Raw genomic sequence first — 26,512 nt, forward strand, 5'->3', positions numbered from 1 at the left:
GAAGTAACTTTCACGCTTGGCATCGATTAAATTTATTTCTCAGCTTGCTCTTGAGCAGCTTCTCTTTTAGCTTCTTCAAGTGTATCTTTCTTCATTTGCTTATTGATTTTCTTAGCACGTTTGAAGTAAATACTTTCGAAATAGCTTGTAGTACCGATTTTATAGAAGATTAATGCTAATACAATAATCACAATAAAATCATAAGGGTAGTGAATTAAGTTGATACCTTTAAATTCTTTACTACCGATAAATGACATAACAGCTAATAGGATTAAGTAAACAATAATCCATAAACTACCGCCGATTTGTTTTTTAGTGTTCTTCCAATTCATTTTATATTCATAGAAGAAATAAATTGGTAAACCTAAAATAATAATGAAAATAACTTCGGCAGTTGTTGGCCACATTGCCCAGTAAATCGCTAATGAAGCTAAAACGAATGATAATGGTGCCATAACTTTTAACAACGTACCACGGAATGGACGGTGTAATTTAGATCCCATTTCACGTAGGGCAATTACTGTTGTTGGACCAGTTAAGTAAGCTACTAATGTAGCTGTTGAGATAACCGCCGCAAGTACACCCCAGTCACGGAATAACGTAACCATGACCATACTGATAATGGCATTGAATGCAATCGCAACACGTGGAATGTTGTAAGTTGTATTAATTTTTCCTAAGAATTTAGGAATATGACCATTTTGTTCCATCGCATTTAAGACACGACCTGTAATCGCTACGAATGAAACACCTGTACCAAATGGTGAAACTACCGCTTCAATATATAAAAGAATCGCTAACCAGTTGATACCTAATAAAATCGCCATGTCTGCGAATGGTGAATTAAAGTTAATACCATGCCAACCATGTTCATGAATCATTGATTGTGGCATAGAAGTAATGAAAGTACTTTGTAATACAACGTATAATGCAGCACTTAATGTTAATGAGATTGCGATACCGCGCGCAATATTCTTCTCAGGATTTTTAATTTCAGATCCCATATTAATAATTGTTTGGAATGCGTTAAATGAGAAAATGATACCTGATGTCGTTGTAGCCGCAAAGATTGGGGCACTACCATAAGGCATAAATTCACTCATTGTTGAACCATAGTTACTAGTATCGAAACCAGAAAGCATTAACATAATAATTGTTAAAATAGGCACACCCAATTTAAAGACTGAAATTAAACTTGTAAATGATGTTAATAATTTTACTGACCAGTAGTTCAGTAAAGAAAAGATAATGATGATAATATATACGGCAAATAAGCCAATCGTACTAATCGTTCCATTATGCATCAACGCGCCAGTAGGTTTTGCCCAATCCCATGGCCAAGAGCTAATGTACTGAACAGCAGATACTGCTTCAATTGGGATAATCGTTACGAGTGAGACCCAGTTAGCCCATGCAGCGATGAATCCTAATAAAGACCCATGTGTATATTGCGCATAGTTACTCATACCACCAGATTGTGGGAACATAGTCCCGATTTCAATGTAGTTGTAAGAAATTGTTCCAATGACAATAAATCCGATAATCCACGAAATCACCGCGGCTGGACCAGCTATAGAGGACGCTTCCCATGCACCAAAGAGCCAACCAGAACCAATTAAACTACCTAGTCCAAGTAGCACTAATTGAGTCAGACTGATTTTATTACTATTATTATTGTTCTGTCCCATAAATACTCCTTTTTAAATTGTTTTAGTATTCATATAAAATGACACTTTTTAATTATACGCTTATCGTATAATTAGTCAATTTACGTTTTAGTAAATTTGCAAAATATTGTGTTAATGATAGTTAATTTTAAAGTTAAATAATATAATAACTGTATTGCTTTCAAATTAATAAGTTAGAAGGTGTTAGAGATGACGCATAAACAAGCTAATGATAAAGTTTTAGCTTTTTTGGAAAAGGATAGTCAATGGAAGGAAGCCTATCAATATCTTAGAGATTTAATATTTGAAGAAACTAAATTAGAAGAGACCTATAAATGGATGCATCCGTGTTATACATTAAACGGAGCAAATGTGGTATTAATCCATGGCTTTAAACATTATGTAGCGCTTCTCTTTCATAAAGGTGCCATCTTGGAAGATCAATATCATACGTTAATTCAACAAACGGAGAAGGTTCAAGCAGCGAGACAATTAAGATTTGAAACGTTAGATGAAATTAAAGAGCGTCGTGATGAGATTCTTTATTATGTGAATGAAGCGATTAAAGTTGAAAAAGCTGGCAAGAAAGTGGAAATGAAGAAAACGGAGGATTACGACATACCTGAAGAATTACAAAGTAAACTTGACGAAGTGCCAGAGTTTAAAGAAGCCTTTTATAATTTAACGCCTGGACGTCAACATCAATATATTTATCACATTTCACAAGCCAAACGTAGTCAGACAAGACAAAGCAGAGTGGAGAAATATTATAATCATATCTTAGAAGGCAAAGGCATGCATGATAAATAAAATGTAGTTCTTCAATAGATGGTCATTTCACTTAAGTTGTAAAGAAATTCTAAGATGAACATTCACTCATTTTTGTTGCGACGCTTTCTTGCGGGAAAGGCTCTAAAGTAGTTCTTTGATTTTAATCATTAGAACTACTTACTTAAGTGTGTAAACACTTAAGTTCCTTCCCCAGCTTGCTTTGTTTGTAGACTTTCTATGCGAAAGTCTTTGTGCTGGGGCCCCGCGCGCAACAACACTTGTAGTTCATCTCTAGAATTTCTTACATAAGTGCAAAGCACTTATGTTCATTAACATAACTAACTTTTTTACTACGTTCCATTCTTTATAAAGAACTACTTATATAAGCCTAGACAATTACATTTAATAATATCTAAATACTTAGTTAATTTTTCTAGACTAAGTATTTTTCTTTGGAAATAATTAGGCATCTAAATTTTTCCTAAACATAATTAAATATAAATATTCAGTATCATAACACGTCTTCTAAAAATAATAATTTAATGAAGTTAAGTATTATGTCAATTTTGAAAGTTGTTCTAAGATAGGTAGCGAAACGTAGTTGAGTGACGCCTGAGGGAGCAGGATGAGTGTCGAGACCAAGGCTCGACCCAGCCCCCTAGGCAAGCACCTCAACTAAAGTGAGTGAACATCTATCTTAGAACGTCTACACAACTTAAGTGGAATGAAAACCATTTTAGAACTGTATTAGGAATACAAACTAGCAATACGAAGTATTGAATACATAACGAGCCCCTCCATAATGTGGATTATGGAGGGGCTTTTAGGGAATGCTATTATAATTTAATCAATAGATTAGCCGTTTAATTTAACTAGGATTTTAGCTTGTGATTTATCGTTTACTAATTGTTCGAAACCAGATTCAACAATGTTTTCTAATTCGATTTCATCTGTTACTACGCTCTTAACATCTAAGCTTCCGTTCGCAATTAAGTCAATTGTTTGTTGGAATGTAGTAGGTGAGTAAGCGATAGTTGAAGCTAAATGAACACCAGAGTTAGTTAATAACATTGGGTCAAAGTTAACTTCATGCGCAAAGATAGAAACGATAACTACTGTACCTCTAGGACGTGTTACTTTAACTGATTGTGCTAATGTTACACCTACACCAGCTACTTCGAAAGTAACGTCTACACCGTTTTCAGTGTGTTCATTAATGTATTCAACAGGTTCTACGTCACCAGAATTAATAACGTGAGTAGCGCCCACTTCTTTAGCTTTAGCTAAACGTTCTTCTGATAAATCGAAAACGAAGATTTTACTTGCGCCAGCAGCTTTAGCTGCAACGACTGTTAATAAACCGATTGGTCCTGCACCAAAGATAGCTACAGTGTCACCAAATAATAAATTACCTTCTTTAACAGCTTGAACTGCTACAGCTGTTGGTTCTACTAATGCACCTTCTTTAGCAGATACATTTTCAGGTAAAGCGTAAACATTTTCTTCAGGAGCGTTAGTGAATTCTGCGAAACCACCATCTGAACCTAATCCGATGAATGAGTAACCATCATATAAATCTACGCTTTCGTCTTTTTCACGTTTAGAAACAGTTGGGTTAACAACAACGCGGTCGCCTTTTTTATATTTAGTTACATCTTTACCAACTTCTTCAACCACACCAGCAAATTCATGACCTAAAGTTACAGGTGCTTTTTGACCTAAGAATGGGTCAGGTTTATCTGTAGAGATAAAGACAGGTCCTTCTAAATATTCGTGTAAGTCAGTACCACAAATTCCAGCCCAAGATACTTTAACTTTCACTTCATTATCTTTTAATTGTTTAGGTTCGCGATCCTCAACACGAACATCTTTTTGACCATACCATACTGCTGCTTTCATAAAGTAAAACTTCCCTTCGTTAAATACTTATTACATCTTTAGATTAATACTAACTATGTCGGAATTCAATTCTTCCTAGTAAAATTTCCCTATTGATTTTGAAGATTTTGACAATTCTATGAACTTTGTTGATGACAATACTATTTCTTATTATTTAATTTCTTTTACTTTAAAAGTATTATTGTAGCTTTCTTAATTGTTATATTGCTTTAACGTTTAAAAGCATAAAAATTGAATTGTGAAACTTTTTTAATAGTTTCAAATATGTAACGTTTCAAAAAATTATATAGGGTATATAGTAATAAATGACGAAAAATTAACGAATTACATAGAAATTGAATTTACTAAAATTTTATGAAGCAAAGGTCATGAGACCCTTGTTTAACTTATAACACATTTGTTTAACAATGGGACTAATGGCCTTTTTATGTTCGTTTCTTTTTCATCAGGGTTGAATTAGGAAGGAGAAAGCTAATGACGCTAAGTATTAAAAACTTAACCAAGATTTATTCAGGGAATAAAAAGGCAGTAGATAATATTTCATTAGATATTGAATCTGGAGAGTTTATTGCTTTTATTGGGACAAGTGGTAGTGGTAAAACGACAGCTTTACGAATGATTAACCGTATGATTGAAGCTACTGAAGGAACTATTGAAATGAATGGGAAGAATGTACGAAGCATGAATCCAGTAGAATTACGACGCAGTATTGGTTACGTGATTCAACAAATTGGGCTTATGCCACACATGACTATTCGTGAAAACATTGTGTTAGTACCGAAACTTTTAAAATGGTCTAAAGAAAAGAAAGATGCGAAAGCGAAGGAATTAATTAAGTTAGTAGACTTACCTGAAGAGTATTTGGATCGATATCCATCTGAATTATCAGGCGGTCAACAACAACGTATAGGGGTTGTACGTGCATTAGCAGCTGAACAAGATATTATCTTAATGGATGAACCCTTTGGTGCATTAGACCCTATTACGAGAGACACTCTACAAGATTTAGTAAAAGAATTACAACAAAAGTTAGGAAAAACATTCATATTTGTAACGCATGATATGGATGAAGCGATTAAATTGGCAGACCGCATTTGTATTATGTCACAAGGTAAAGTTGTGCAATACGATACGCCAGATAATATCTTAAGAAATCCAGCGAATGATTTCGTTAAAGAGTTTATTGGACAAAACAGACTGATTCAAGACCGTCCTAATATGAGAACTGTTGAAGATGCGATGATTACACCTGTTACTGTTAAAGCAGATGATTCTTTAAATGACGCAGTTAATATTATGAGACAAAAACGTGTCGATACTATCTTTGTGGTAAATAATCATAATCGCTTATTAGGTTTCTTAGATATTGAGGATATTAACCAAGGTTTACGCCAAAGAAAAGAACTTATCGATACAATGCAACGTGATGTTTATAAAGTACATATAGATTCAAAATTACAAGACTCAGTTCGTACCATTCTTAAACGAAATGTGAGAAACGTTCCAGTTGTTGATAACGATAATACGTTAATTGGTTTAATTACACGTGCTAATTTAGTGGATATCGTATACGACTCAATTTGGGGCGAAGGCGATGAAGAAATGGAATTGTCAGATACACATATGAATGATGTAGAACGTGAGAATGAAATCGGTAATCAAGAGAAAAAAGAAATAGCACAACATCAACATGAAGATGCGACACATAAACAAAAAGACGTAACTGATCGTTTTGATACAGAGAATTTAGATGATACGCATGATTCAGGAGTTGATCGTTAATGAGAGAATTTTTCCAAGAATATGGAAGCCAACTCGTATCAAAAACAATCGAACATTTTTACATATCAGTCATCGCGCTATTGCTTGCGATTGTTGTAGCGGTACCATTAGGTATTTTATTATCTAAAACTAAACGTACTGCGAATGTCGTGTTAACGATTGCGGGTGTGCTTCAAACGATACCGACGTTAGCCGTTTTAGCACTTATGATTCCAATCTTTGGTGTAGGTAAGACGCCAGCGATTGTCGCACTATTTATTTATGTATTATTACCAATTTTAAATAATACCGTACTTGGTGTACAAAATATTGATAAAAATATTATTCAAGCCGGAACCAGTATGGGTATGACAAAATTTCAATTAATGAAGGATGTAGAGTTGCCACTTGCTTTACCATTAATCATTAGTGGCATTCGTTTATCAAGTGTGTACGTTATTGCTTGGGCGACATTAGCAAGTTATGTCGGCGCAGGTGGTTTAGGTGACCTTGTATTTAACGGTCTAAACTTATATCAACCGCCAATGATTATTAGTGCTGCTATTCTTGTTACTTGTTTAGCTTTAATTGTAGACTTCTTGCTTTCTTTAGTTGAAAAGTGGGCTGTGCCTAAAGGACTTAAAGTATCTAGATAATTGACAAGGGAGGATTTCTAAATTTATGAAAAAGTTTAAAATAACTTTCATACTTCTGGCATTGTCCCTCGTAGTATTATCTGGATGTGGATTACCAGGTCTAGGCGATGGCAATGCGAAAGACAGTGTTAAAATCACTGCAACAGAAACTAGTGAAACAAAAATCATGGCAAATATTGAGAAATTAATGATTGAGCATTACACACATGGAAAGGTTAAACCTACAATTATAGGTAACTTAGGGTCTAGTATCATTCAACATAACGCGTTACAACGTGGCGATGTGAATATGTCGGCGGTACGTTATACAGGAACTGAATTGACAAGTGTGTTAGACGCGCCACCTACAAAAGATCCGAAAAAGGCGATGGCAGAGTCGCAAAAACTTTTCAAAAAGAAATATGATCAAAAGTTCTATAATTCATTTGGGTTTGCCAACACTTATGCATTTATGGTGACCAAAGAAGTTGCTGATAAATATCATTTGGAAAAGGTCTCAGATTTGAAAAAACACAAAGACGAATTACGCTTGGGTATGGATACGCAATGGATGAACCGTGCGGGTGATGGTTACCCAGCGTTCCAAAAAGATTATGGCTTTAAGTTTGCGAGTGCACGTCCAATGCAAATTGGTTTAGTGTATGATGCATTAAAGAATAAGAAATTAGACGTGGCTGTAGGTTATTCAACGGATGGTCGTATTGCAGCGTATAATTTAAAGGTTCTTAAAGATGATCGTAAGTTCTTCCCACCGTATGATGGTAGTCCGTTAGCAACAGAGAAATTGGTTAAAGATAATCCAGAAATTGATAAAGCATTAAAGAAATTAGAAGGTAAAATTAGTACAAAAGATATGCAGAAATTAAACTATGAAGCGGATGGTAAAGGTAAAGAGCCTGCTGTTATTGCTGAAGAGTATGTGAAAAAACATAACTATTTCGAAGATGATAAGAAGGGTGGTCAAAAATAATGAAAGGTAACTTATTAAGCTCACTTTATGAATATTATACCTTGAACTTTGGCTATCTTATGGAGTTATTTTTTAAACATTTATTAATGTCGATTTATGGTGTGCTATTCGCGTGTATTATTGGAATTCCATTAGGGATACTTATTGCACGTTATTCTAAGTTAGCGTGGCCAGTCATTACGATAGCGAATATTATTCAAACGGTACCTGCTATCGCTATGTTAGCTATCTTGATGTTAGCGTTAGGCTTAGGACCAACGACAGTAGTTGTGGCTGTATTCTTGTATGCGTTACTTCCGATTATAAAGAATACTTACACTGGGATTACAGAAGTGGATCATAACATTAAAGATGCGGGTAAAGGTATGGGTATGACAAGTAATCAAATTATGCGCATGATTGAATTACCTTTATCATTATCTGTTATTATCGGAGGTATTCGTATCGCACTTGTTGTTGCCATTGGTATTGTAGCTATTGGCTCATTTATTGGTGCACCAACACTTGGTGATATCATCATTCGTGGTACGAACTCAACAGACGGTACGGTCTTCATTTTAGCGGGGGCTATTCCTATTGCTTTAATTGCGATTATTATTGATTTAGGTTTACGCGGTTTAGAAAGAAAATTAGACCCAACACATAAGAGTAAAAAGAATAAACAAGTTCAAAGTGTGAACTAATATATTAAAAAGCGTTGATTAGCAAGTGAGGTAGAGAAGTCTACTACTTGTTAATCAACGCTTTTCTTTATTAAATCAAGTCTTCAATTAAAGTATTGTCACATTAGAATAAGAATGATGCTAATGGTGGTACAATCGCTACGATAATGACACCTACGATAACCACGGCGATACTACCCATTGATTCTTCAGTTTCGCCAAATGATTTCGCAGCAGCTACGCCTAGTGTGTGGCCACTTGTACCTAATGCTAAACCGCGAGCGATTGGATTTGAAATTTTGAACCATTTTACAATCTTAGGTCCAAGTGCTGAGATAACTACGGCGTTTAGAATAACCGCAAGAGATGTTAATTCTTTTACACCGCCGATACCGTCAGAAACTGGTAAGGCAATAGCTGTTGTAGCCGCTTGTGGTAACATTGACGCACCAATTTTATCTCCTAATTGGAAGATAATATTAACAAGGTAAATTAAAATTAATGCGATAAGTGTACCGATGGCGATACCGCCAAAGATTTGTAACCAATATTTTTTAAGAACGTCACGCTTTTTGTATAGTGGGATGGCGAAACTAATAGTTGCTGGTTCTAAGAAGAAATTGATGATGTCGCCACCGATTTTATAGTTTTCATAGCTAATGCCTGTAATTTTTAAGAAAGCAATTCCTGCCACCATTGCTACGAAAAGAGGGGCAAGTAAGAAAAAGCCATTTGTTTTTTTATAAAAATATTGTGCGATGACAAACGGAATAAGTGATACAAGTATTCCAAAGTAAGGTGTTGTAATTCCTAAATGTTCAGCCATTAGTTACCCTCCCCAAGTTTTGTTTTTTCGTTTTGTTCTTTAGTTGGAAATAGTGTTTTAGTTACGAATAATTGTGAAACAAATCCAACACAGACTAATAATAATAATGTTGAAATAATAATTAATAATAAAATTAAAATTGGATGCTGGCTTAAAAGTGGAAGTGAATTAATAACTGAAATACCAGCTGGAACGAATAGGAAACTAATGTTGTCGGTTAAAGCTGTTCCCACTTTTTCCACTTGGCCTAATTTAACTATGCCTGTACATAATAAGATGAATAATAGTACGAGCCCGATAACTGAAGCGGGCATTGGAAATGGAATGAAACTTTCGATAATTTTAGAGATAAATAATACAACAGAAATCGTTAATGCTTGTTGGAAGAAGTTGTAAGTTTTTGAAACTTTATTACTTCCCTTAGCATTTGCAGGTTGTGATGGTTGTTGAGCCATATGCTACGCTCCCTCTCTTTATTTCTTTGTCTATAGTTTAGTATGAAAACGTTTACTCGTGACCGTTTTCAAAGTGAGTTACAAATATAAAGTGGTGAGTTGCATTATTTTAAAGGTGAAAATCATGAGGAAATAAAAAATGAGCAGGGGACAGTTGATCTGTCTCCTTACTCATCTTTTTAAAGTATTTATAGTAATCCTATTTCTTGTTTGAAATTTTTCATAAATGAACGGCTAACTTGGAACTTATCGCCCGTCGCCATAGTGACTTGATATGTATAGTTAAACCAATGTTCAACGCTGTCAATGTATTTCTTATTAATAATAGTAGCTCGATGAATCTTGATAAATTTGTGCTCAGATATTTTCTTTTCAAAATGCGTTAGAGGTTCGGCAGTTTGATATGTACGTTTCACTGTAGTAATAGTTGTAATCCCATTATTAACTGAAAGAGCTACAATTTCGTCGATATTAATAACATAAATACGTTCGTCAACTTCGATAGGAATAACGGATTTATTAGCAATATTAGCTTCGGATAAAGAGGTATTGGCTGAGTGTTCTTGGTTATCTTCTTCACTGTTACCTGTATTTAAATGACGTGCTTTATCGACTTTTTGCACAGCTTGCGCAACTCTTTCTAGCTCGAATGGTTTTAAAATATAGTCGATGGCATTGAGCTCGAATGCTTTCACCGCAAAGGTATCATGTGCAGTAGCGAAAACGATATACGGTGGCTGTTTCATTTTTTGAATTTTATGCGCTAAGTCGATGCCATTTTCATCCATTAAATTAATATCTAGAAAGACTAAATCATATGTTTCATATAATAGTTTTTCTAACGTTTCTTCCACAGTTTCAGCTTCTTCAATTAATTCAAATTTCGATAATTCATTCAGTAGATAATGTAATTCGTTACGAGCTAGAGGCTCATCATCTACGATTAACGTCTTCACTTCCATTTCCTCCTTTGTATTATGACTTATATGGAATCTGACAACTTACAGTGGTCCCTTGAGAAGTTGAATCAAAAAGTAATCTCGCTTCATCGCCATAAAGTCCAATTAAGCGACGATTAAGATTCTCTAATGCGCTACCTGTGCCTGTCTCTGAATTGACGCTCATTTGTCCAAGCATTGGTAATTTATCTTCCGCAATTCCGCTACCATTATCACTCACTACTATGCGAAGATGATGTTCCTCATCATTGACTTCTACACGTACGACGTTGTCTTTTCGGCGATGTTTAAATGCATGTTTGATCGCATTTTCCACTAGAATTTGAATAATAAATGGTGGAATTAATGCGTTTTTGCAGGCTTCATCAATATGATAGTGAATGATAAAGCGATTCGGGAAACGTGCCTGTTCTAGTGAAAGATAGGCTTCTACTTGTTGTAATTCTTTATCTAGCGTAATGGTGTTGTTGCGTGCGCCTTGCAAATTGGATCTAAAGAATTGGCTTAATTGTAATAGTAATTTACGCGCTTTTTCACTATCAATGCGGACTAATGCTGAGATGGTATTAATCGCATTAAAGAAGAAGTGTGGATTAACCTGTGCTTGCAGAGATTTAATTTCTGCATCTCTTAAGAGTTTACTTTGTGTCTCAGCTTGGCCTAATTCTAATTGACTTGAAAAGATGTCCGCTAACCCTCGCGCCAGCTGTTTTGTAGAGTGTGTAATATTGTTTTCTTCAGTGAAATAGAATTTTAATGTCCCAGCTACTTCATTCTGTATCATTAACGGAATCACGATGGCTGCCGTTAAAGGACAATGTGGGTTATTGCATCCGATTTCTTCTTTAGAATGTGCTTCTTTTAAATGCTCTGTTCGAATAACCTCTTTTGAAAGGTGAGTGATGATAGCTTTCTTAGCCACGTGGTGGTCACTTCCGGCACCCACATGGGTTAAAATATCTGTTTTATTAGTGATAGCCACGGCCGATACTTTCATTAATTTTAAAATAATTTCAGCAACCGGACGTGCAGAAGCTTCATTGAGACCCGAACGAAAATAGGGCAACGTCTTATTGGCAAGTTCTAGTACATCATGAGTCTGAACTGCACGCGTTTGTTCTTCTTGTTGTAAGGTAGACAAAATAATAGATAAGAAAATAGCAGTTCCTAAGCTGTTAATAAGAATCATCGGTAAACCAATAAATTTGACTAACGACCAAGCCGATGCCATATCATCTGAGAAAAGAATGATACATGCCATTTGAATAGCTTCATTTACGACGCCGATAATCGCGCCTGTTAACACTTTAGGATAGGTGTAGCGACGCATTGTTCGATAGCCGTAAAAACCAGAAATTAAGGCAATAATGACGGAAGAAATTAAATATGTATACGCATTTGCACCACCAATATAAATACGAGACACGCCTGAAATAATTCCTACAATGATTGCCACAAAAGGTCCGCCTATAAGCCCCGACATACCAATCGTCAGTACGCGTGTATTTGCGAGGGACGCATTTTCGTTTAAATGATAGTAAATATTGCTAGAAATAATTTTGCCGTTTTCAATTTCTATCCCTGTAAAATTAGAAAGAATTGCGAATAATGAAAAGAGAATCGTTAATTGCCATTGGGAACGGAGCTTTTCACGTTCACCCATCATCGTTTTAAAATGATTAATATTCATCAACATATAGGCAATGATAATAATTAAACCTACACGTTCTAGTAACAATATAAATAAGTTAAACATTGACTCGCACCTATTGTTAAAATTTTGAAAATAAATTTATTATAACTTTATTTATTATAATATGAGGAAAATAAAGTTGATAGACATAAAGCATTACTTATATTTACGAAAATATGAAATTTATTAATATAGATGAGTTTATATATTCAAATTAATCATAATTTGAAAAAATAAAGTATTTTGTGAAGTCATTTAAGCGTAATTGTGATAAGGTTTTTAATATAAACTAATTAGTTTTAGTTTTTAGGGTATATTAGGAGGAGTTTTTCAAATGGAGTCTTCAAAAGAATTTAGGGGAGATAATAGACTACTCATAGGAATTATTATTGGGGTACTTACGTTTTGGTTGTTTGCTCAATCTCTTTTAAATCTATTACCAACGCTACAATCGTCATTTAATACAGATATGGGCACAATCAATATTGCGGTGAGTTTATCCGCATTATTCTCAGGTTTATTTATTGTAGGTGCTGGGGATATTGCCGATAAATTTGGGCGCGTTAAGATGACCTATTTAGGTTTAGCTTTGAGTATTATTGGATCATTATTATTAATTATTGCTCCAGTTGCTTGGTTATTATTAATAGGACGTGCGTTACAGGGACTATCAGGCGCGTTCATTATGCCATCAACACTTGCGATTATTAATGAATATTACATTGGAAAAGAAAGACAACGTGCAGTGAGTTACTGGTCAATCGGTTCATGGGGTGGTAGTGGTGTATGTTCACTATTTGGTGGATTTGTGGCTTCTAAAATTGGTTGGCAATGGATATTTATTGTATCAATTGTATTATCTATCTTAGCCATATTCTTAATTAAACACACGCCTGAAACGAAATATGAACCGGAAACTAAAGGAAACGATAATAAATCAAAATTTGATGTAATGGGGCTTATTTTACTTGTGATTACATTATTAAGTGTCAATGTTATGGTGACACAAGCCGCTGATCGTGGATTATTCTCACCAATGATTTTATCTCTAGGCGCAGTTTTCTTAGTGGCTGGAATTTTATTTATCATTCGTGAGCTTAAAGCTGAAAATCCATTAGTTGATTTTCATTTATTTATGAATAAAGGCTACAGTGGTGCGACACTTTCTAACTTCATGTTAAATGGTGTAGCTGGTGGTACTTTAATTGTTGTTAACACATATTATCAAAGTCAATTAGGATTTAGCTCATTACAAGCAGGTCTCATTTCTATTACGTATCTTGTAGCTGTACTTATCATGATACGTGTAGGTGAAAAGTTATTACAAAAACAAGGAGCAAGAAGACCATTATTAATGGGTAGTGGCTTTACTTTTGTTGGTTTATTGTTACTCTCATTAACATTTTTACCAAATGTAGCTTATATTATTTCTAGTATTATAGGTTATTTATTATTTGGTATTGGTTTAGGTACATACGCGACACCTTCAACAGATACAGCAGTTGCTGAAGCACCTGACGATAAAGTTGGGGTAGCATCTGGTGTGTATAAAATGGCATCTTCATTAGGAAATGCCTTTGGTGTAGCGATGTCTAGTACAATTTACGGATTTTGCGCTTCTCAAATGAATTTACAACTTGGTGGCGCAGCTGGGGTAATATTCAACGCAGGTATTGCTTTAACTGCTTTCATTACAATCTTATTCTTAGTTCCTAAAAAAGTAGGTAAAATTTAATATTATATCCTTAAATGGGAATGATATAGAAATCCTTCATTAAACCGATTTCTGTATCGTTCCCATTTTTCAATAAATAGATAGAATAAGTCTGTATAAAGTAAATTTATTTAAAAATCAAGAATATTTCGTAAACAATATTGACTGACAATAGGTGAAGTAGTATTTTAAAATCATCATTAACAAAAAGGAGTTATGACATATGAAAATAGCGATTGCTGGTTCAGGGGCGTTAGGTAGTGGATTTGGAGCAATGTTATATCGACAAGGTTATGACGTAACCTTAATTGATGGTTGGGAACCTCAAGCTACAGCCGTTAAAAAAGATGGGTTACATATTGATATTAATGGGGAACAACATCATTTAAATATTCCAATGTATCAAGATACAGAAATTCCAAAAGATGCTAAGTATGATGTGATCTTTTTATTCACTAAAGCCATGCAACTTCATGACATGTTACAACATATTCAATCGCACATTCATGACAACACGATTATGGTTTGTACGATGAATGGTTTAAAACATGAGCGTAAAATTGCAAACTATGTTGATGAAGCACGTATTGTCAGAGGGGTAACAACTTGGACGGCTGGTTTAGAGTCTCCAGGGCATACGCATTTAATGGGCGCGGGTCCTGTTGAGATTGGTGCACTTGTAGAAGAAGGACAACCCAATGTGGATACAGTATTTGATATTTTAGAAAAAGCAAAACTTAATCCTCATAAAAGCGAAGATTTACAACAATCGATTTGGAAGAAAATTTGCGTAAATGGTACGGCAAATGCATTATGTACTATTTTAGAATGTCGTTTATCTAATCTAAATGAAAGTGATTATGCGAGAAAACTCGTTTATAAAATTACTCAAGAAATTGTTCAAGTTGCGACAGTGGATGGCGTACATTTAAATGCAGACGAAGTTTACAATTATCTTATTGATTTAAATGATAAAGTGGGACCTCACTTCCCATCAATGTATCAAGATTTAATTAATAATAATCGTTTAACTGAGATTGATTATATTAATGGTGCTGTGGCTAAATTAGGTGCTGAACATCATATCGAAGCGCCAGTTAACCAATTTGTAGCTAATATGGTTCACGCTAAAGAAGAACAACGTCACGCGAAATAAGTTAACTATTCTCAGCCTTTGAAGTTGCATGTAAATGTGATATTCAAGGGCTTCAATTATGTTTACTTTTAAAAATTTTAATTTTGGGGTAAAACTATAAATAATTGAAAAGATTATCGACAAAATAGGAGTTGTGATAATAATGAATCAAACAACGAAACGTATCCTTATAACTGGTGTTGTAGGTGGTCTGTTAAGTGGTGCTGTAAAGATGGGCTGGGAAGGTCTTGTGCCTCCTAGAACACCTGAACGCGATGAAGAGCCACCGCCAATGACATTACTTAATAAATTAGGTCTACCTGAGAATATTAAGAATGCAACATATCACTACAATGGAAATGATATTCCTGTGACAGTAATGGGCATTCATTATGGTTTCTCAGTAGCTAATGCATTTGCTTATGGTTTATTAGCTGAAAAATGTTCAAAGGTTACGGCTTTAAAAGGTTCATTATTCGGTATAGCCGTGCATATCGCATTCCATGAATATATTTTACCGAAACTAGAATTGACGCCTCCAGTTAAAGATTTACCAATTGAAGAGCGTATTTCAGAATTGCTAGGTCATGTTGTATGGATGAATACTATTGATCTAGTTCGAACTTCTGGAAAATAAGTAAGAGTTTGGATATTCATTTTCAAAAAAGAGAAATGGAAAGGTGAGTATAAAGTATGGCTAAAATATTTGTAACAGGCGCGACAGGATTAATCGGTACAAGATTAGTGCAACGTTTGAATGAGGAAGGTCACGAAGTAGCAGGCTTCACGACATCTGAAAAAGGTAAAGAGAAATTAGAAAATCTTAACGTGAAAGCGTATATTGGCGACATCTTAAAAGCAGATACGATTGACGCAGCAATTGGAGATTTCCGCCCAGAAATCATTATTAATCAAATTACTGATTTGAAAAATGTGGATATGGCAGCGAATACGAAAGTACGTGTTGAAGGCGGTAAAAACTTAACGGATGCAGCTTTAAAATATGATGTGAAGAAAGTTGTAGCGCAAAGTATTGGCTTCATGTATGAACCTGGCGAAGGTTTAGCAACTGAAGAAACACCGCTTGATTACAATTCTGAAGGGGATCGTAAAATTACCGTTGATGGTGTTGTTGGCCTTGAAAAAGAAACAGCACGCATGGACAAATATGTCATCTTACGCTTCGGTTGGTTATATGGTCCAGGTACTTGGTACGGTAAAGACGGCATGATTTATAACCAATTTAAAGATGGTGAAGTGACAATGTCAGATGGCGTAACTTCATTTGTGCACTTAGATGATGCAGTTGAAGTTTCAATTCAAGCGATGGACTTCGATAATGGTATTTATAATGTGGCAGATGACGAACCAGTGAAAGGTTCAGACTTTGCGTCATGGTACGCTAAAGAAGTTGGCGTCGATCCTAAAATAACAATTCAACCTGCACAACCATTTGAAAGAGGTATTACGAACGATAAATTTAAAGCCCAAGGCGGTAAATTAATTTATAATACTTGGAAAGATGGCATGCATCCATTGAAATAAGAATAATAATGAAAAAGGGCTGAGACAAAATAAAATGTCTCAGCCTTCATTAGCATTATGGCAGTAGCTGACTGATTTGAAAATACGCTTAAATTAAGCTTTTTTCAAACCTAGTCATCCTTGCCGGGGCGGGACGACGAAATTATTTTAATTTCTGTCCCGCTCCCTTTATATTTGGATTTATTGTTCTTGCTCTTGTGTATGTTCTGTTTGCGATGGTGTATTTGATTCACGACGTTGGCGTTCAATACGTTGTTTTAACTTTTCACCTTCAGCTTTACCAATCTTAGCATAATGACTATGTGCAAAATGCATTTGAATAATTAAGAATGTTGCACTTACTGCCCAATATAGACTCAGTGCAGAAGCGGATTGTAGGGAAGCGTAGATGATGAATAATGGAGATAAAATCATCATAACGTAATACGATCTGCGTTCATTCTTAGGATAGTGAATGGAGTTCACTAATGGTTGAATAAAGTAAAGGAAGGCAGCGATACAAGTCATAGCGATATCCGTATGCATTAAGTTGAACCATAAGAAGTGGGGATGTTGAATAATACCACCACTTGTTGGATATTTAATGCAAGTATACAACCCTAATAGGATAGGGATTTGAATTAAAATAGGTAATGTTCCAATTAAATTCTTAAATGGATTAATACCGTAATCGTTGTATTTCTTCATTAATAATTTATTCGCTGCACTTTTTTCTTCGGGTGTCTTAGCTTCTTTAATCTTTTCTTGAATTTTATCAATTTCAGGTTTAACAACTTTTGTTTTGCCACGTACGACGTGAATATTTTTAACTTGAACAAACATTAAAGGCATCAACACAAGACGGATAATCAGCACAATAACGATAATTGCCAACCCGTAATTATCATGGAATGAGCGTCCTAAGAAATGTAGTAGCGCATCCATTGGTCTGACAAATATTGTGTAAAAGAATCCGTGTTGATCTTCTTTGTGAGAATAATCGCACCCAGTTAATAAGACAATTAGACTCATAAAGAATAAGGACCATTTCTTTTTCATGTCTCTACTCCTATGCATTGAGGTCTTTAATAATCTTAGTCTTTAGTATGTTTAGCTTAACACATTTCATACTTATTTATACTAACTATTTCTTATCTTTTGAGTGAGATGTGGTTGTTATAATTTTCAAGAATAAAAATGCGAATACACTTGTTAAAAGTATGAGTACGCTCATTAACGCTACTTTGGCAGATGTAGGTAGCCACGACATGATGAAATGCCAATCTGTATTAGCTAAGATAATCGATGGTAATAAATGAATAATACCAATAGTCAGTGCAAAGGCCACTACCAACATCAAAATTCTTAGCTTGTTGTTACGTGATTTAAAATTGAACTGTACAGGTTTATGTTTAGTGATGAAACGATAAATGAACACTAAAATACTAATAATAGCTAGTCCTATGATAACTGTGAGCGCAATGATAAGACCTTGCCATTGATTAATTAAATTCTGAAGTGTCGTAACATGTTGGTTCGCACTCATCTGAGTATTTAAATGCTGTGCAAGTTCTGGAACATTTTTAGAATAGGCATTCGCGAGCACGACAATGCCGTAATCTTTTTTAGGATTCAAAATAATGTATGACGAATAATTCTCTAATGTGCCAGGGTGATAAACCAATGCATCTTTCGCACTCTCGTCTACGAACCAACCAGTAGCGTAACTTGTTGGCGCAGATTTTTGTTCGGTTTCAACTTTAGGTTGATGTGTTTCTTTAATTAATGCACTTTGCTTAGAATGTGTGTTGAGTTGGAAACGAATCCAAGGCTCTAAATCTTTAGTGCCTGTCATCATATAAGCAGCAGGGTTGTCACCAAGATTGAAATCTGGATTATAGGCATAAGCCTTACCATATTTCACTTTATATCCTTGAGCATCGTATGCTTTTTTCTCATTGCTTTCTTTAGTAGTTGAGTGACGCATATTTAATGGTTTGAAAATATGATTCTTCATATAGTTTGAATAAGATTCATGAGAGACGTTTTGTACAATAAGGCCTAACATATCGTAGTTCATATTGGAATATTGGAACTCTTTGCCAGGCTTCGAATCAAGTGCACGTCCTTTAATACTGTCGACTATACCAGCTAAATTATTATTCTTTTTAGTAATTTTATCGTTATCAGTGATACCGCCAGGAATACCACTTGTTTGGGCGATTAACTGATCAACAGTAATGTCTTCTTTCTTACCTTTATACTTCATATAAAATCCAGGTATGTACTTACTTACGTTATCATTTAATTTAATTTTGCCATCTTGTACTAATTGCATAATGGCATAGCCAGTAAATGCTTTTGTGTTAGATGCAATTTCAAAACGTGTCTTTGGAGAGACTTTAATCTTCTTATCAATGTTAGCGTAGCCATAACCTTTATTAAGAAACACTTTGTTATGTTTAATAATTAATACCGACATACCAGGAATGTGGTCATCCTTCATTTCATTTGTAACCATTTTATCAATGTAAATCTGAGAGGATGGGCTAAACATAGAATAACTAGGTTTCTTTTTGATACCTATTGAAATGATAGCCACAATAATGAGCAAAATAATACCACTTATCAATAATTTCTTTTTCATTCTTTCTATTTCCTTTAAATAACTTTCTATATAGTGAGCAACCTAAATGTATATCTGTGATAAGTATAGCAACATTTTTTTGAAATAGCTCAATAAAGGGATTTATACATTGCTAGCAACATTTTTGAGATAACTATATTATAAAAATATGCCTGAAAATATAATGGTAAAAAGTAACTTTAAGAGTATAAATATCTAATAAATCTTATGTTAGTGGCTATACATTTATCAGAAATGGGAGTATATTTTATCCATTGAAATTGAATATAAAAGAGGTAAGGGTTAAATGTTCACTCAATTTAAAAGACTTTTAATTGGTAAGCCTAAACGAAATAGAGATTTGAAAAATGAAAAAATCAGTAATTTCAAAGCGCTAGCCATTTTATCATCCGATGCCTTGTCATCCGTTGCGTATGGTCCTGAACAAATTTTAATTACATTATCTGTTGTAGGAGCAATTGCATCTTGGTATACGTTACCTATTGCTTGTGCGGTATTAATTCTATTGGCTGCGTTAATTTTATCGTATCGCCAAATTATTTATGCCTATCCTAAAGGTGGCGGCGCCTACATGGTGTCTAAGACAAACTTAGGAGAGAAATGGGGCTTACTTGCAGGTGGTTCTTTACTTGTCGATTATATATTGACGGTAGCTGTTAGTATTGCGTCAGGTGCTGATGCATTTGTAGCAGCTTTCCCATCTTTATATCATCACAAAGTATTAATCGCATGTTTATTAGTGTTATTTATTTTGATTATGAATTTACGTGGTTTAACTGAATCAGCCACTGTATTATCATATCCAGTTTATTTATTTATTATCGGGTTAATTATTATGATTATTATCGGTGTTTGGAAAGTTGCGACAGGCCAAGCAACACCTCATATGCATGCAAGTGTAGGTACAGCTGTACCAGGTGTGACGTTATTCCTGTTATTAAAAGCTTTTTCATCAGGGGCGTCATCACTTACAGGTGTAGAAGCAATTTCCAATGCTGTTACGAACTTTAAAGATCCAGGTCCTAAAAATGCTGTTAAGACATTAGTTACTATGGGCGGTATCTTAGCCTTCTTATTAGTAGGTATTGTAGGTTTAGCTTATTGGTATGGTATTATGCCACAAACTGAAACAACGGTATTATCTCAATTAGCAGCGAACATTTTAGGACATAATGTCGGCTATTATTTTGTACAAGCTACTACAGTAATGATTCTTGTATTAGCTGCCAATACTGGTTTTACAGCTTTCCCAATGTTAGCGGCAAGCATGGCGAAAGATAAATATATGCCTCGTATGTTCAGAGTACGTGGTGACCGTTTGGGTTATTCTAACTCAATTATTACTTTAGGCGTTTGTGCGATTTTATTAATTATTATTTTCAATGGTAAAACTGAGAACTTAATTCCGTTATATGCGGTAGGTGTGTTCATTCCATTTACTTTAGCGCAATACGGCATGGTGCTTAAATGGATTAGAGGACGCGAAAAAGGTTGGGCTACGAAACTCATCGCGAATGCAGTGGGTGGCACAATCACTTTCATCGTATTTATGATTTTCTTGATTACTAAATTTTCACATGTATGGCCAACCTTAATCTTTTTACCAATTGTGGTTTACGTATTCTTACGTATCAATTGTCACTACAAAGATATTGCGAAACAATTGAAATCAACTGCAATGATACAAGATATGCCAATTGTTGATAAAAACTTAGCAGTGGTACCTGTAAGTACAATTACATCTGCGATTGATAAATCTGTTTATTATGCACAGATGATCGCGGATGATGTTATCGCCGTGCATGTCTCATTTGGCGATGAAGCGGATAAAGCTTTTGCTGAAAAGTGGAAAAAACATTTCCCAGATGTGCGTTTAGTTATTGTACATTCAGAATACCGTAGTGTGATTCGTCCGATTTCACGCTTTATTGATAAAATTAATAAAAAAGCGAATGATAAAAATTATGTGATTACTGTAGTAGTACCGCAGTTTATTACTAAAAAATCATGGCACAATTTCTTGCATAACCAAACTAGTATTCGTTTGAAAATGCACTTGTTCTATCAAAAAAATGTTATTTTAGCGACAGTACCATTTAAATTACAGAAATAGTAAAAAGCAGGAACTTGAAATATTATTTTTCAAGTTCCTGCTTTTATAATTATTTAATGTTGTGCTTCATGTGATAGAACGATTTCGTTATAGTTTATATTTTCACGTAACTGTGTTGCAATTTCATTCGTTATTTTATTACGAGCAATCAATTCATCGAGTAATTGACGTTGAATGTATAAGGCTTCAAGTTTAACTTCATGTTGTTGTTGCGTTGTTAAAGCATAAATTTCTTTGTTTTCTTCTTTTTGTTGTTTTCTGTTTTGATTTTGACGAATTGTACGTGACAACGCGTGATATTGGTTAATAATTAAACTTACTTCAAGAACATTTGAACTGTTTTGTTCCTCACGCATTTTCATAATGATGTTGTGATTCACGACACGCATAATTTGTTGTACTTTGTTGAAGCTATTTCTATACGCTTTTCGTTGTGCTTTACGTTCTTCTTTCACTTTATAACGTTCTTGTTTATATTCTTCGCGTTTTTCTTTGATGGATGCATGATCCTCTTTAGACGTTGCTCTATGTTCTTCACGCATAAGTGCACGATCTTCCTTATGAATTTTGTGTGCTTCCTTACGTGAATCTTTTCTAGCTTTAAAGCGTAGGAAGATCATTTTGAAAAGACGACTTACTTTACGTACAAATGACATTTCACGATAAGATTGACTGAATTCCATCACGTTACGATAGTCTGTTAAATCTTTTTTAGAAATACGACCTTTGTCAATTAAACGTTCAAGTGTTTCAGTTTCTTCTTTTTCAGCAATCTCTTGTAGTCGACGCAATTCTTTCGTATTTTGATTATCCGGTTCCATATTAATTAAGAATGATAATTCATTAAAATATTGGTTGAGAATTGGGCGATAATCTACGTTTTTATTGTCTTTGGCTTTTTTCTTAAAGGCATCAAGCACGTTTTGAACCATAAAGATTTTAGCTGATTGATAAGTCATGCCTTTAAAATCTGAGACCTTTTCAGAAGGGGTAATGATAGGTAAAACAATTTGCGCCATAATTAAACTAATCAATACCATTAGAGATGCAATAAATAATAAATCGTTGCGATAAGTAAATTCATGATTACCATTCATCATATAAGGTAAGGTTAAGGCCATAGAAAGCGAGATGGTACCATGAATACCACACATCGTCATAATAAACGCATAATGGCTACGCTTAGGCGGTCCCGCGTCTTCTTCTTCATCAAGGTAGGACTGCACATTTTTAGGATAATAAAAATCTTTAAACCATAAATATACCCATATGTATCTGAAGACATAAATCGCAAGTGCAATCAGTAATGTAACCATAATAAGGAAAGTGATATTTTGAGGTTCTTTATGGATAATTTCCATAAATACTTCAGGCACGATGAAACCTAACACAACAAAGACGAAGCCATTTAATGCGTAACTTAGTGTGTTCCAAATTTGGTTGTAGTTCATTTGTAATTCGGTTTGGGCACGAATTAAACGATCGCGTTCTAAGCCGTGAATTAATCCAGCAACCACGACAGCGATGATACCTGAGGCATGTACTTCTTCTGCAATGAAGTAGACGACAAAAGGTGTGAGTAATTGGATAAATGTTAAGGTATTACTGTCTTTTAAACCTTTATTTGCAGTTAAATAAATTCTTAAACGAACGACTAATGCGCCACCAATGATACCAACTAAAATACCTAGGATAGTTGAAATAATAAATTGGCTAATAGCGTCAAAAGCTGAAAAACTGCCAGTAACTAATGCTGTCACTGCAATTTTAAATGAAATGATACCAGCAGCATCGTTAAGTAATGATTCGCCTTCTAAGATGGACATTGAACCTTTAGGTAAGACTTTACCTTTTGTAATAGCTGAAACGGCTACGGCATCGGTAGGGCAGAGAATGGCTGCGATAGCAAACGCTGCAGGCATAGGTAGACTTGGCCAAATCCAATGGATGAAGAAACCTACACCAATAACGGTCGTAAATACCAGTCCCATTGCCATTAAAATAACGGGTTTGCGATATTCCATTAATTTCGTGCGAGAAACGTGGGTTCCTTCGACAAATAATAATGGGGCGATGACTGCCATCATAAATACTTCTGATTCAAATTCAAAATGAATTGGAATAGGGAGGATAAAAAGGCAGACACCTAACGCAATTTGAATAAAAGCAGTAGGAATTTTAGGGAACCTATTATAAATAATAGAACTAATAATTACTGCACAGATAAATAAGAGAAAAGCTTCTAATAGTTCCATATATAACTCCTTTATTAAATTTTGATAATAGTACTATTTTACATGAAGTTAAATAAGCTATCAAAAAAGTATAACTACGATTCAAAAGAATTTTTAATTTAACTTATTTTGTTCTATATATTCTACCTTTAAAAATCTTAACTTAAACTAAAAAATAGCGAAGTACAATCGCATTTGAATGTACTTCGCTAAGATAGATAATAAAGACGCAAACTTAGTAGTTAATAGAGTTACGGCCTTGTTTACGTGTGCGTTCTGCCAATGCTTCTGCGTTCTTTTTATATTTTTTATATAAGAAGAATAAGAATATAAACCAGAATGGTGAAATGAAAACTGCCATTCTTGTATCTGCACTAAAGAACAATAAGATAAAGACAAAGAAGAAGAATGCTAGGACAACATATGCCATTGCTTTTCCGCCAAATAATTTGAATTTATTTTTACGATGTTCTTCTGGATTTTTACGTACATAGATAATATAAGAAATAATAATCATCGCCCATACAACTAAAAAGAGGACGGTTGATAATGTTGTAACGTAAATAAATAATTGCATTGCATCAGGGAAGATAAAGTTAAGTAAAGCAGCTGCAAGTAATACGCCAGATGAAACCAACATAGATAAGTATGGCACACTATTATGATTAGTTTTACTTAATACTTTAGGTCCTAATCCTTGTTTAGCTAAGCCGAATAAAATACGGCTATTTGAATAAATACCACTGTTTGTAGCTGAAGCAGCTGCAGTTAAGACTACAAAGTTAACTAATCCTGCTGCAAAAGGTAAACCAATTAAACTGAACATTGTTACGAATGGACTGCTATTTGAATTGATTTTATTCCATGGAATAACTGACATGATGACTAATAAGCCACCCACATAGAATAATAAAATACGTACAGGTACGTTGTTAATGGCTTTAGGAATCACATTTCTTGGATCTTTTGTTTCTCCGGCAGTAACACCGATTAACTCAATTCCAATAAATGAATATACGGCGATTTGGAATGCCATTAAGAAACCAAACGGGCCATTAGGGAAAATACCGCCATGATTGATTAAGTTACCAAATGAGGCGTGACCATATGATGTTCTGAATGAGAAGAAGACCATCACGAGACCTACAATAATCATCGCAATGATAGTTACGATTTTAATAATTGAGAACCAAAACTCTAATTCACCGAATAATTTAGCACCAAGCATATTAAATGAAATAAGCATGAGTACTATAAATAGAACTGTAATCCAGTGAGGGACTTGCGGGAACCAGAAACTAAAATATTGTCCCATGGCTGTTAAATCAGACATGCTTGAAGCAATCCAAGAAAGCCAATACGTCCATCCAATAACAAACCCTCCAAAAGGTCCGATATATTCATTCGCAATATCTACAAATGAATTAAAGCGTGTATTACTTAATAATAATTCTCCTAAGGCTCTCATAAAGGCAAAGAGTACCGCACCAATAATCATGTAAGTAATTAGTAATGAAGGTCCTGTTAAGGAAATTGTTTGCCCTGAACCTAAGAATAAACCTGTGCCAATAGCGCCACCAATTGCAATTAACTGAATGTGTCTGTTACTTAATTCTCTCTCTAACTGTCTTGCCATATACTTCCTCCTCAGAAAGCATGGTGTTCATAATCTTTTGTGAAAACGCTTTCTTGTTTTTGTGTTTAAAGTTCCACTTTTAACAGATGAACGTAAAATTAGATAAACGGTAGTATGTAATAGTTTGAATATTCTGTTATTTGAGTAGTGTTAATTTTTAATTTTATTAAATTATGTGCCATTGCTAAAAGTTATTTTTATTATACTCTTAATTTTTAGAAATACAAATATATTTATTAAAATGCAATAATCAGAATAATTTAAATTTAGAGGTTAATGTGACATAATAATTGAAACTTAATAAATTATCGAGTAAGAGGGACAAGTATATGAAAATTGGAGCCATATCAGACTTGCATATTGATCGAAATCCGAAATTGGATGCGCAAGCTTATTTAGAATCGCTCACACGTGTGGTTAAAAAAAGAGATATAGACCTATTATTAATCGCTGGCGATATTTCAAATCATTTTCAAGAAGGCTATCAGTTTATTCGTGAGTTAAAATATAATATATCCATTCCAGTATTATTTGTACCTGGAAATCACGATTATTGGGCGCCGGATGATACGATTACTTCTAAAGAAATTTATGAATTCTATGCTGAAAAACCAGAATGTTTAATTGGAAAGCCTTATGAGATTAACGATGAATGGGCGATAGTCGGTCATACGGCTTGGTACGATTATAGTTATGCTGATGATAAGTTTGACCTTGAGCGTATTGAACGAGGTAAATATTATGGGGCAACATGGCAAGATAAGGTGAAGATAGATTGGCAAACAGATGATAGAGCGCTCTCTCAATTGGCAGCAACACAAACTGAAAAGGATTTAACAAGCGTGAGTGATAAGAACATTATTTTAATGACGCATATTGTGACGCATCCACAATTTGTCGTGCCAACACCTCATAGAATATTCGATTTCTTCAATGCGTTTATTGGCACGCGTGATTTTGATAGTTTATATCAAAAATATCCTATTCAATATAGTATTATGGGTCACGTTCATTTCCGTAAGACTATTGTTGATAAAGGCATTACTTATATGTGTCCTTGTCTAGGCTATCGACGTGAATGGCGCACTGATGATATAGACACAGAAATGAATCATACATTAGTGGATTTCGAGATTTAAAATATGGAAAAAACCTCGCTAAGTAGGCATTAAACAAGATGACTTAGCGAG

General features: G+C 34.5%; 21 protein-coding genes. 11 read left to right on the top strand and 10 right to left on the bottom strand.

The window, feature by feature from the left end; genetic code table 11:
• Nucleotides 1-32 precede the first annotated feature (32 nt).
• Nucleotides 33-1,688, bottom strand: coding sequence for an APC family permease (locus tag CD127_RS03155; RefSeq protein ID WP_103365742.1), 1,656 nt, complete (start codon nucleotides 1,686-1,688; stop codon nucleotides 33-35).
• A 189-nt stretch (nucleotides 1,689-1,877) separates the two neighbouring features.
• Between CD127_RS03155 and CD127_RS03160 the strand changes: the two genes are divergently transcribed.
• Nucleotides 1,878-2,477, top strand: coding sequence for a YdeI/OmpD-associated family protein (locus tag CD127_RS03160; protein WP_103298434.1), 600 nt, complete (start codon nucleotides 1,878-1,880; stop codon nucleotides 2,475-2,477).
• 816 nt (nucleotides 2,478-3,293) lie between these two features.
• Here CD127_RS03160 and CD127_RS03165 read toward each other — a convergent pair.
• The gene (locus CD127_RS03165; RefSeq protein WP_103298435.1) at nucleotides 3,294-4,337 is read right to left on the bottom strand and encodes a 2,3-butanediol dehydrogenase; all 1,044 of its coding nucleotides are present in this window, start codon (nucleotides 4,335-4,337) and stop codon (nucleotides 3,294-3,296) included.
• Between the two features lie 474 nt (nucleotides 4,338-4,811).
• Between CD127_RS03165 and CD127_RS03170 the strand changes: the two genes are divergently transcribed.
• The 4 genes from CD127_RS03170 to CD127_RS03185 are packed head-to-tail and all read left to right on the top strand — an operon-like array spanning nucleotide 4,812 to nucleotide 8,407.
• Complete coding sequence (locus tag CD127_RS03170; RefSeq protein ID WP_103365743.1) at nucleotides 4,812-6,119, top strand: betaine/proline/choline family ABC transporter ATP-binding protein; 1,308 nt, start codon at nucleotides 4,812-4,814, stop codon at nucleotides 6,117-6,119.
• Nucleotides 6,119-6,754 (top strand): ABC transporter permease, encoded by a 636-nt coding sequence (locus CD127_RS03175; RefSeq protein WP_103365744.1) that lies wholly within the window; start codon nucleotides 6,119-6,121, stop codon nucleotides 6,752-6,754. Before CD127_RS03170 ends, CD127_RS03175 begins: the two co-directional genes overlap by 1 nt.
• A gap of 25 nt (nucleotides 6,755-6,779) precedes the next feature.
• Nucleotides 6,780-7,724 carry an osmoprotectant ABC transporter substrate-binding protein gene (locus CD127_RS03180; RefSeq protein WP_103365745.1) on the top strand — a complete coding sequence of 315 codons (945 nt, stop codon included), beginning with the start codon at nucleotides 6,780-6,782 and terminating at the stop codon, nucleotides 7,722-7,724.
• A complete protein-coding gene (locus CD127_RS03185) occupies nucleotides 7,724-8,407 on the top strand; it encodes an ABC transporter permease (RefSeq protein ID WP_103298439.1) in 684 nt (227 codons plus the stop codon). The genes CD127_RS03180 and CD127_RS03185 overlap by 1 nt, the downstream gene beginning before the upstream one ends.
• 103 nt (nucleotides 8,408-8,510) lie before the next feature.
• On the opposite strand, the gene lrgB is transcribed toward CD127_RS03185, so the two are convergent.
• From lrgB to CD127_RS03205, 4 genes are all read right to left on the bottom strand, one after another.
• Nucleotides 8,511-9,212: an antiholin-like protein LrgB gene (lrgB, locus tag CD127_RS03190; RefSeq protein WP_103298440.1), complete on the bottom strand. Its 702-nt coding sequence runs from the start codon at nucleotides 9,210-9,212 to the stop codon at nucleotides 8,511-8,513.
• Nucleotides 9,212-9,667 (bottom strand): antiholin-like murein hydrolase modulator LrgA, encoded by a 456-nt coding sequence (gene lrgA / locus CD127_RS03195; RefSeq protein ID WP_103365746.1) that lies wholly within the window; start codon nucleotides 9,665-9,667, stop codon nucleotides 9,212-9,214. The genes lrgB and lrgA overlap by 1 nt, the downstream gene beginning before the upstream one ends.
• Nucleotides 9,668-9,855: 188 nt before the next feature.
• Entirely contained in the window at nucleotides 9,856-10,623 is a 768-nt protein-coding gene (locus CD127_RS03200) for a response regulator transcription factor LytR (RefSeq protein ID WP_103365747.1), read from the bottom strand.
• 19 nt (nucleotides 10,624-10,642) lie between these two features.
• Nucleotides 10,643-12,382 (bottom strand): sensor histidine kinase, encoded by a 1,740-nt coding sequence (locus CD127_RS03205; protein ID WP_103365748.1) that lies wholly within the window; start codon nucleotides 12,380-12,382, stop codon nucleotides 10,643-10,645.
• A gap of 271 nt (nucleotides 12,383-12,653) precedes the next feature.
• Between CD127_RS03205 and CD127_RS03210 the strand changes: the two genes are divergently transcribed.
• The 4 genes from CD127_RS03210 to CD127_RS03225 all read left to right on the top strand — a co-directional run bounded on the left by CD127_RS03210 (nucleotide 12,654) and on the right by CD127_RS03225 (nucleotide 16,713).
• Entirely contained in the window at nucleotides 12,654-14,054 is a 1,401-nt protein-coding gene (locus CD127_RS03210) for an MFS transporter (RefSeq protein ID WP_103365749.1), read from the top strand.
• Nucleotides 14,055-14,256: 202 nt separating this feature from the next.
• A complete protein-coding gene (locus tag CD127_RS03215; RefSeq protein WP_103298445.1) occupies nucleotides 14,257-15,189 on the top strand; it encodes a 2-dehydropantoate 2-reductase in 933 nt (310 codons plus the stop codon).
• Between the two features lie 142 nt (nucleotides 15,190-15,331).
• A complete protein-coding gene (locus CD127_RS03220; RefSeq protein ID WP_103365750.1) occupies nucleotides 15,332-15,805 on the top strand; it encodes a DUF1440 domain-containing protein in 474 nt (157 codons plus the stop codon).
• A 56-nt stretch (nucleotides 15,806-15,861) separates the two neighbouring features.
• Nucleotides 15,862-16,713, top strand: coding sequence for an NAD-dependent epimerase/dehydratase family protein (locus tag CD127_RS03225; protein WP_103298447.1), 852 nt, complete (start codon nucleotides 15,862-15,864; stop codon nucleotides 16,711-16,713).
• A gap of 180 nt (nucleotides 16,714-16,893) precedes the next feature.
• Here CD127_RS03225 and yidC read toward each other — a convergent pair whose 3' ends face one another.
• Together yidC and CD127_RS03235 are read right to left on the bottom strand one after the other, a co-directional pair.
• Complete coding sequence (gene yidC / locus CD127_RS03230) at nucleotides 16,894-17,751, bottom strand: membrane protein insertase YidC (RefSeq protein ID WP_103365751.1); 858 nt, start codon at nucleotides 17,749-17,751, stop codon at nucleotides 16,894-16,896.
• An 85-nt stretch (nucleotides 17,752-17,836) separates the two neighbouring features.
• Nucleotides 17,837-19,339, bottom strand: coding sequence for a serine hydrolase (locus CD127_RS03235; RefSeq protein WP_103365752.1), 1,503 nt, complete (start codon nucleotides 19,337-19,339; stop codon nucleotides 17,837-17,839).
• 286 nt (nucleotides 19,340-19,625) lie between these two features.
• Between CD127_RS03235 and CD127_RS03240 the strand changes: the two genes are divergently transcribed.
• A complete protein-coding gene (locus CD127_RS03240) occupies nucleotides 19,626-21,452 on the top strand; it encodes an APC family permease (protein WP_103365753.1) in 1,827 nt (608 codons plus the stop codon).
• Between the two features lie 53 nt (nucleotides 21,453-21,505).
• Here CD127_RS03240 and CD127_RS03245 read toward each other — a convergent pair whose 3' ends face one another.
• Nucleotides 21,506-23,707: a cation:proton antiporter gene (locus CD127_RS03245; RefSeq protein WP_103365754.1), complete on the bottom strand. Its 2,202-nt coding sequence runs from the start codon at nucleotides 23,705-23,707 to the stop codon at nucleotides 21,506-21,508.
• Nucleotides 23,708-23,921: 214 nt separating this feature from the next.
• Complete coding sequence (locus tag CD127_RS03250) at nucleotides 23,922-25,322, bottom strand: amino acid permease (RefSeq protein ID WP_103298452.1); 1,401 nt, start codon at nucleotides 25,320-25,322, stop codon at nucleotides 23,922-23,924.
• Nucleotides 25,323-25,651: 329 nt separating this feature from the next.
• Between CD127_RS03250 and CD127_RS03255 the strand changes: the two genes are divergently transcribed.
• Nucleotides 25,652-26,461, top strand: coding sequence for a metallophosphoesterase (locus CD127_RS03255; protein ID WP_103365755.1), 810 nt, complete (start codon nucleotides 25,652-25,654; stop codon nucleotides 26,459-26,461).
• Nucleotides 26,462-26,512: the final 51 nt, after the last annotated feature.

Source organism: Staphylococcus petrasii (genome assembly GCF_002902565.1).
In the GTDB taxonomy this organism is placed as follows: domain Bacteria; phylum Bacillota; class Bacilli; order Staphylococcales; family Staphylococcaceae; genus Staphylococcus; species Staphylococcus petrasii.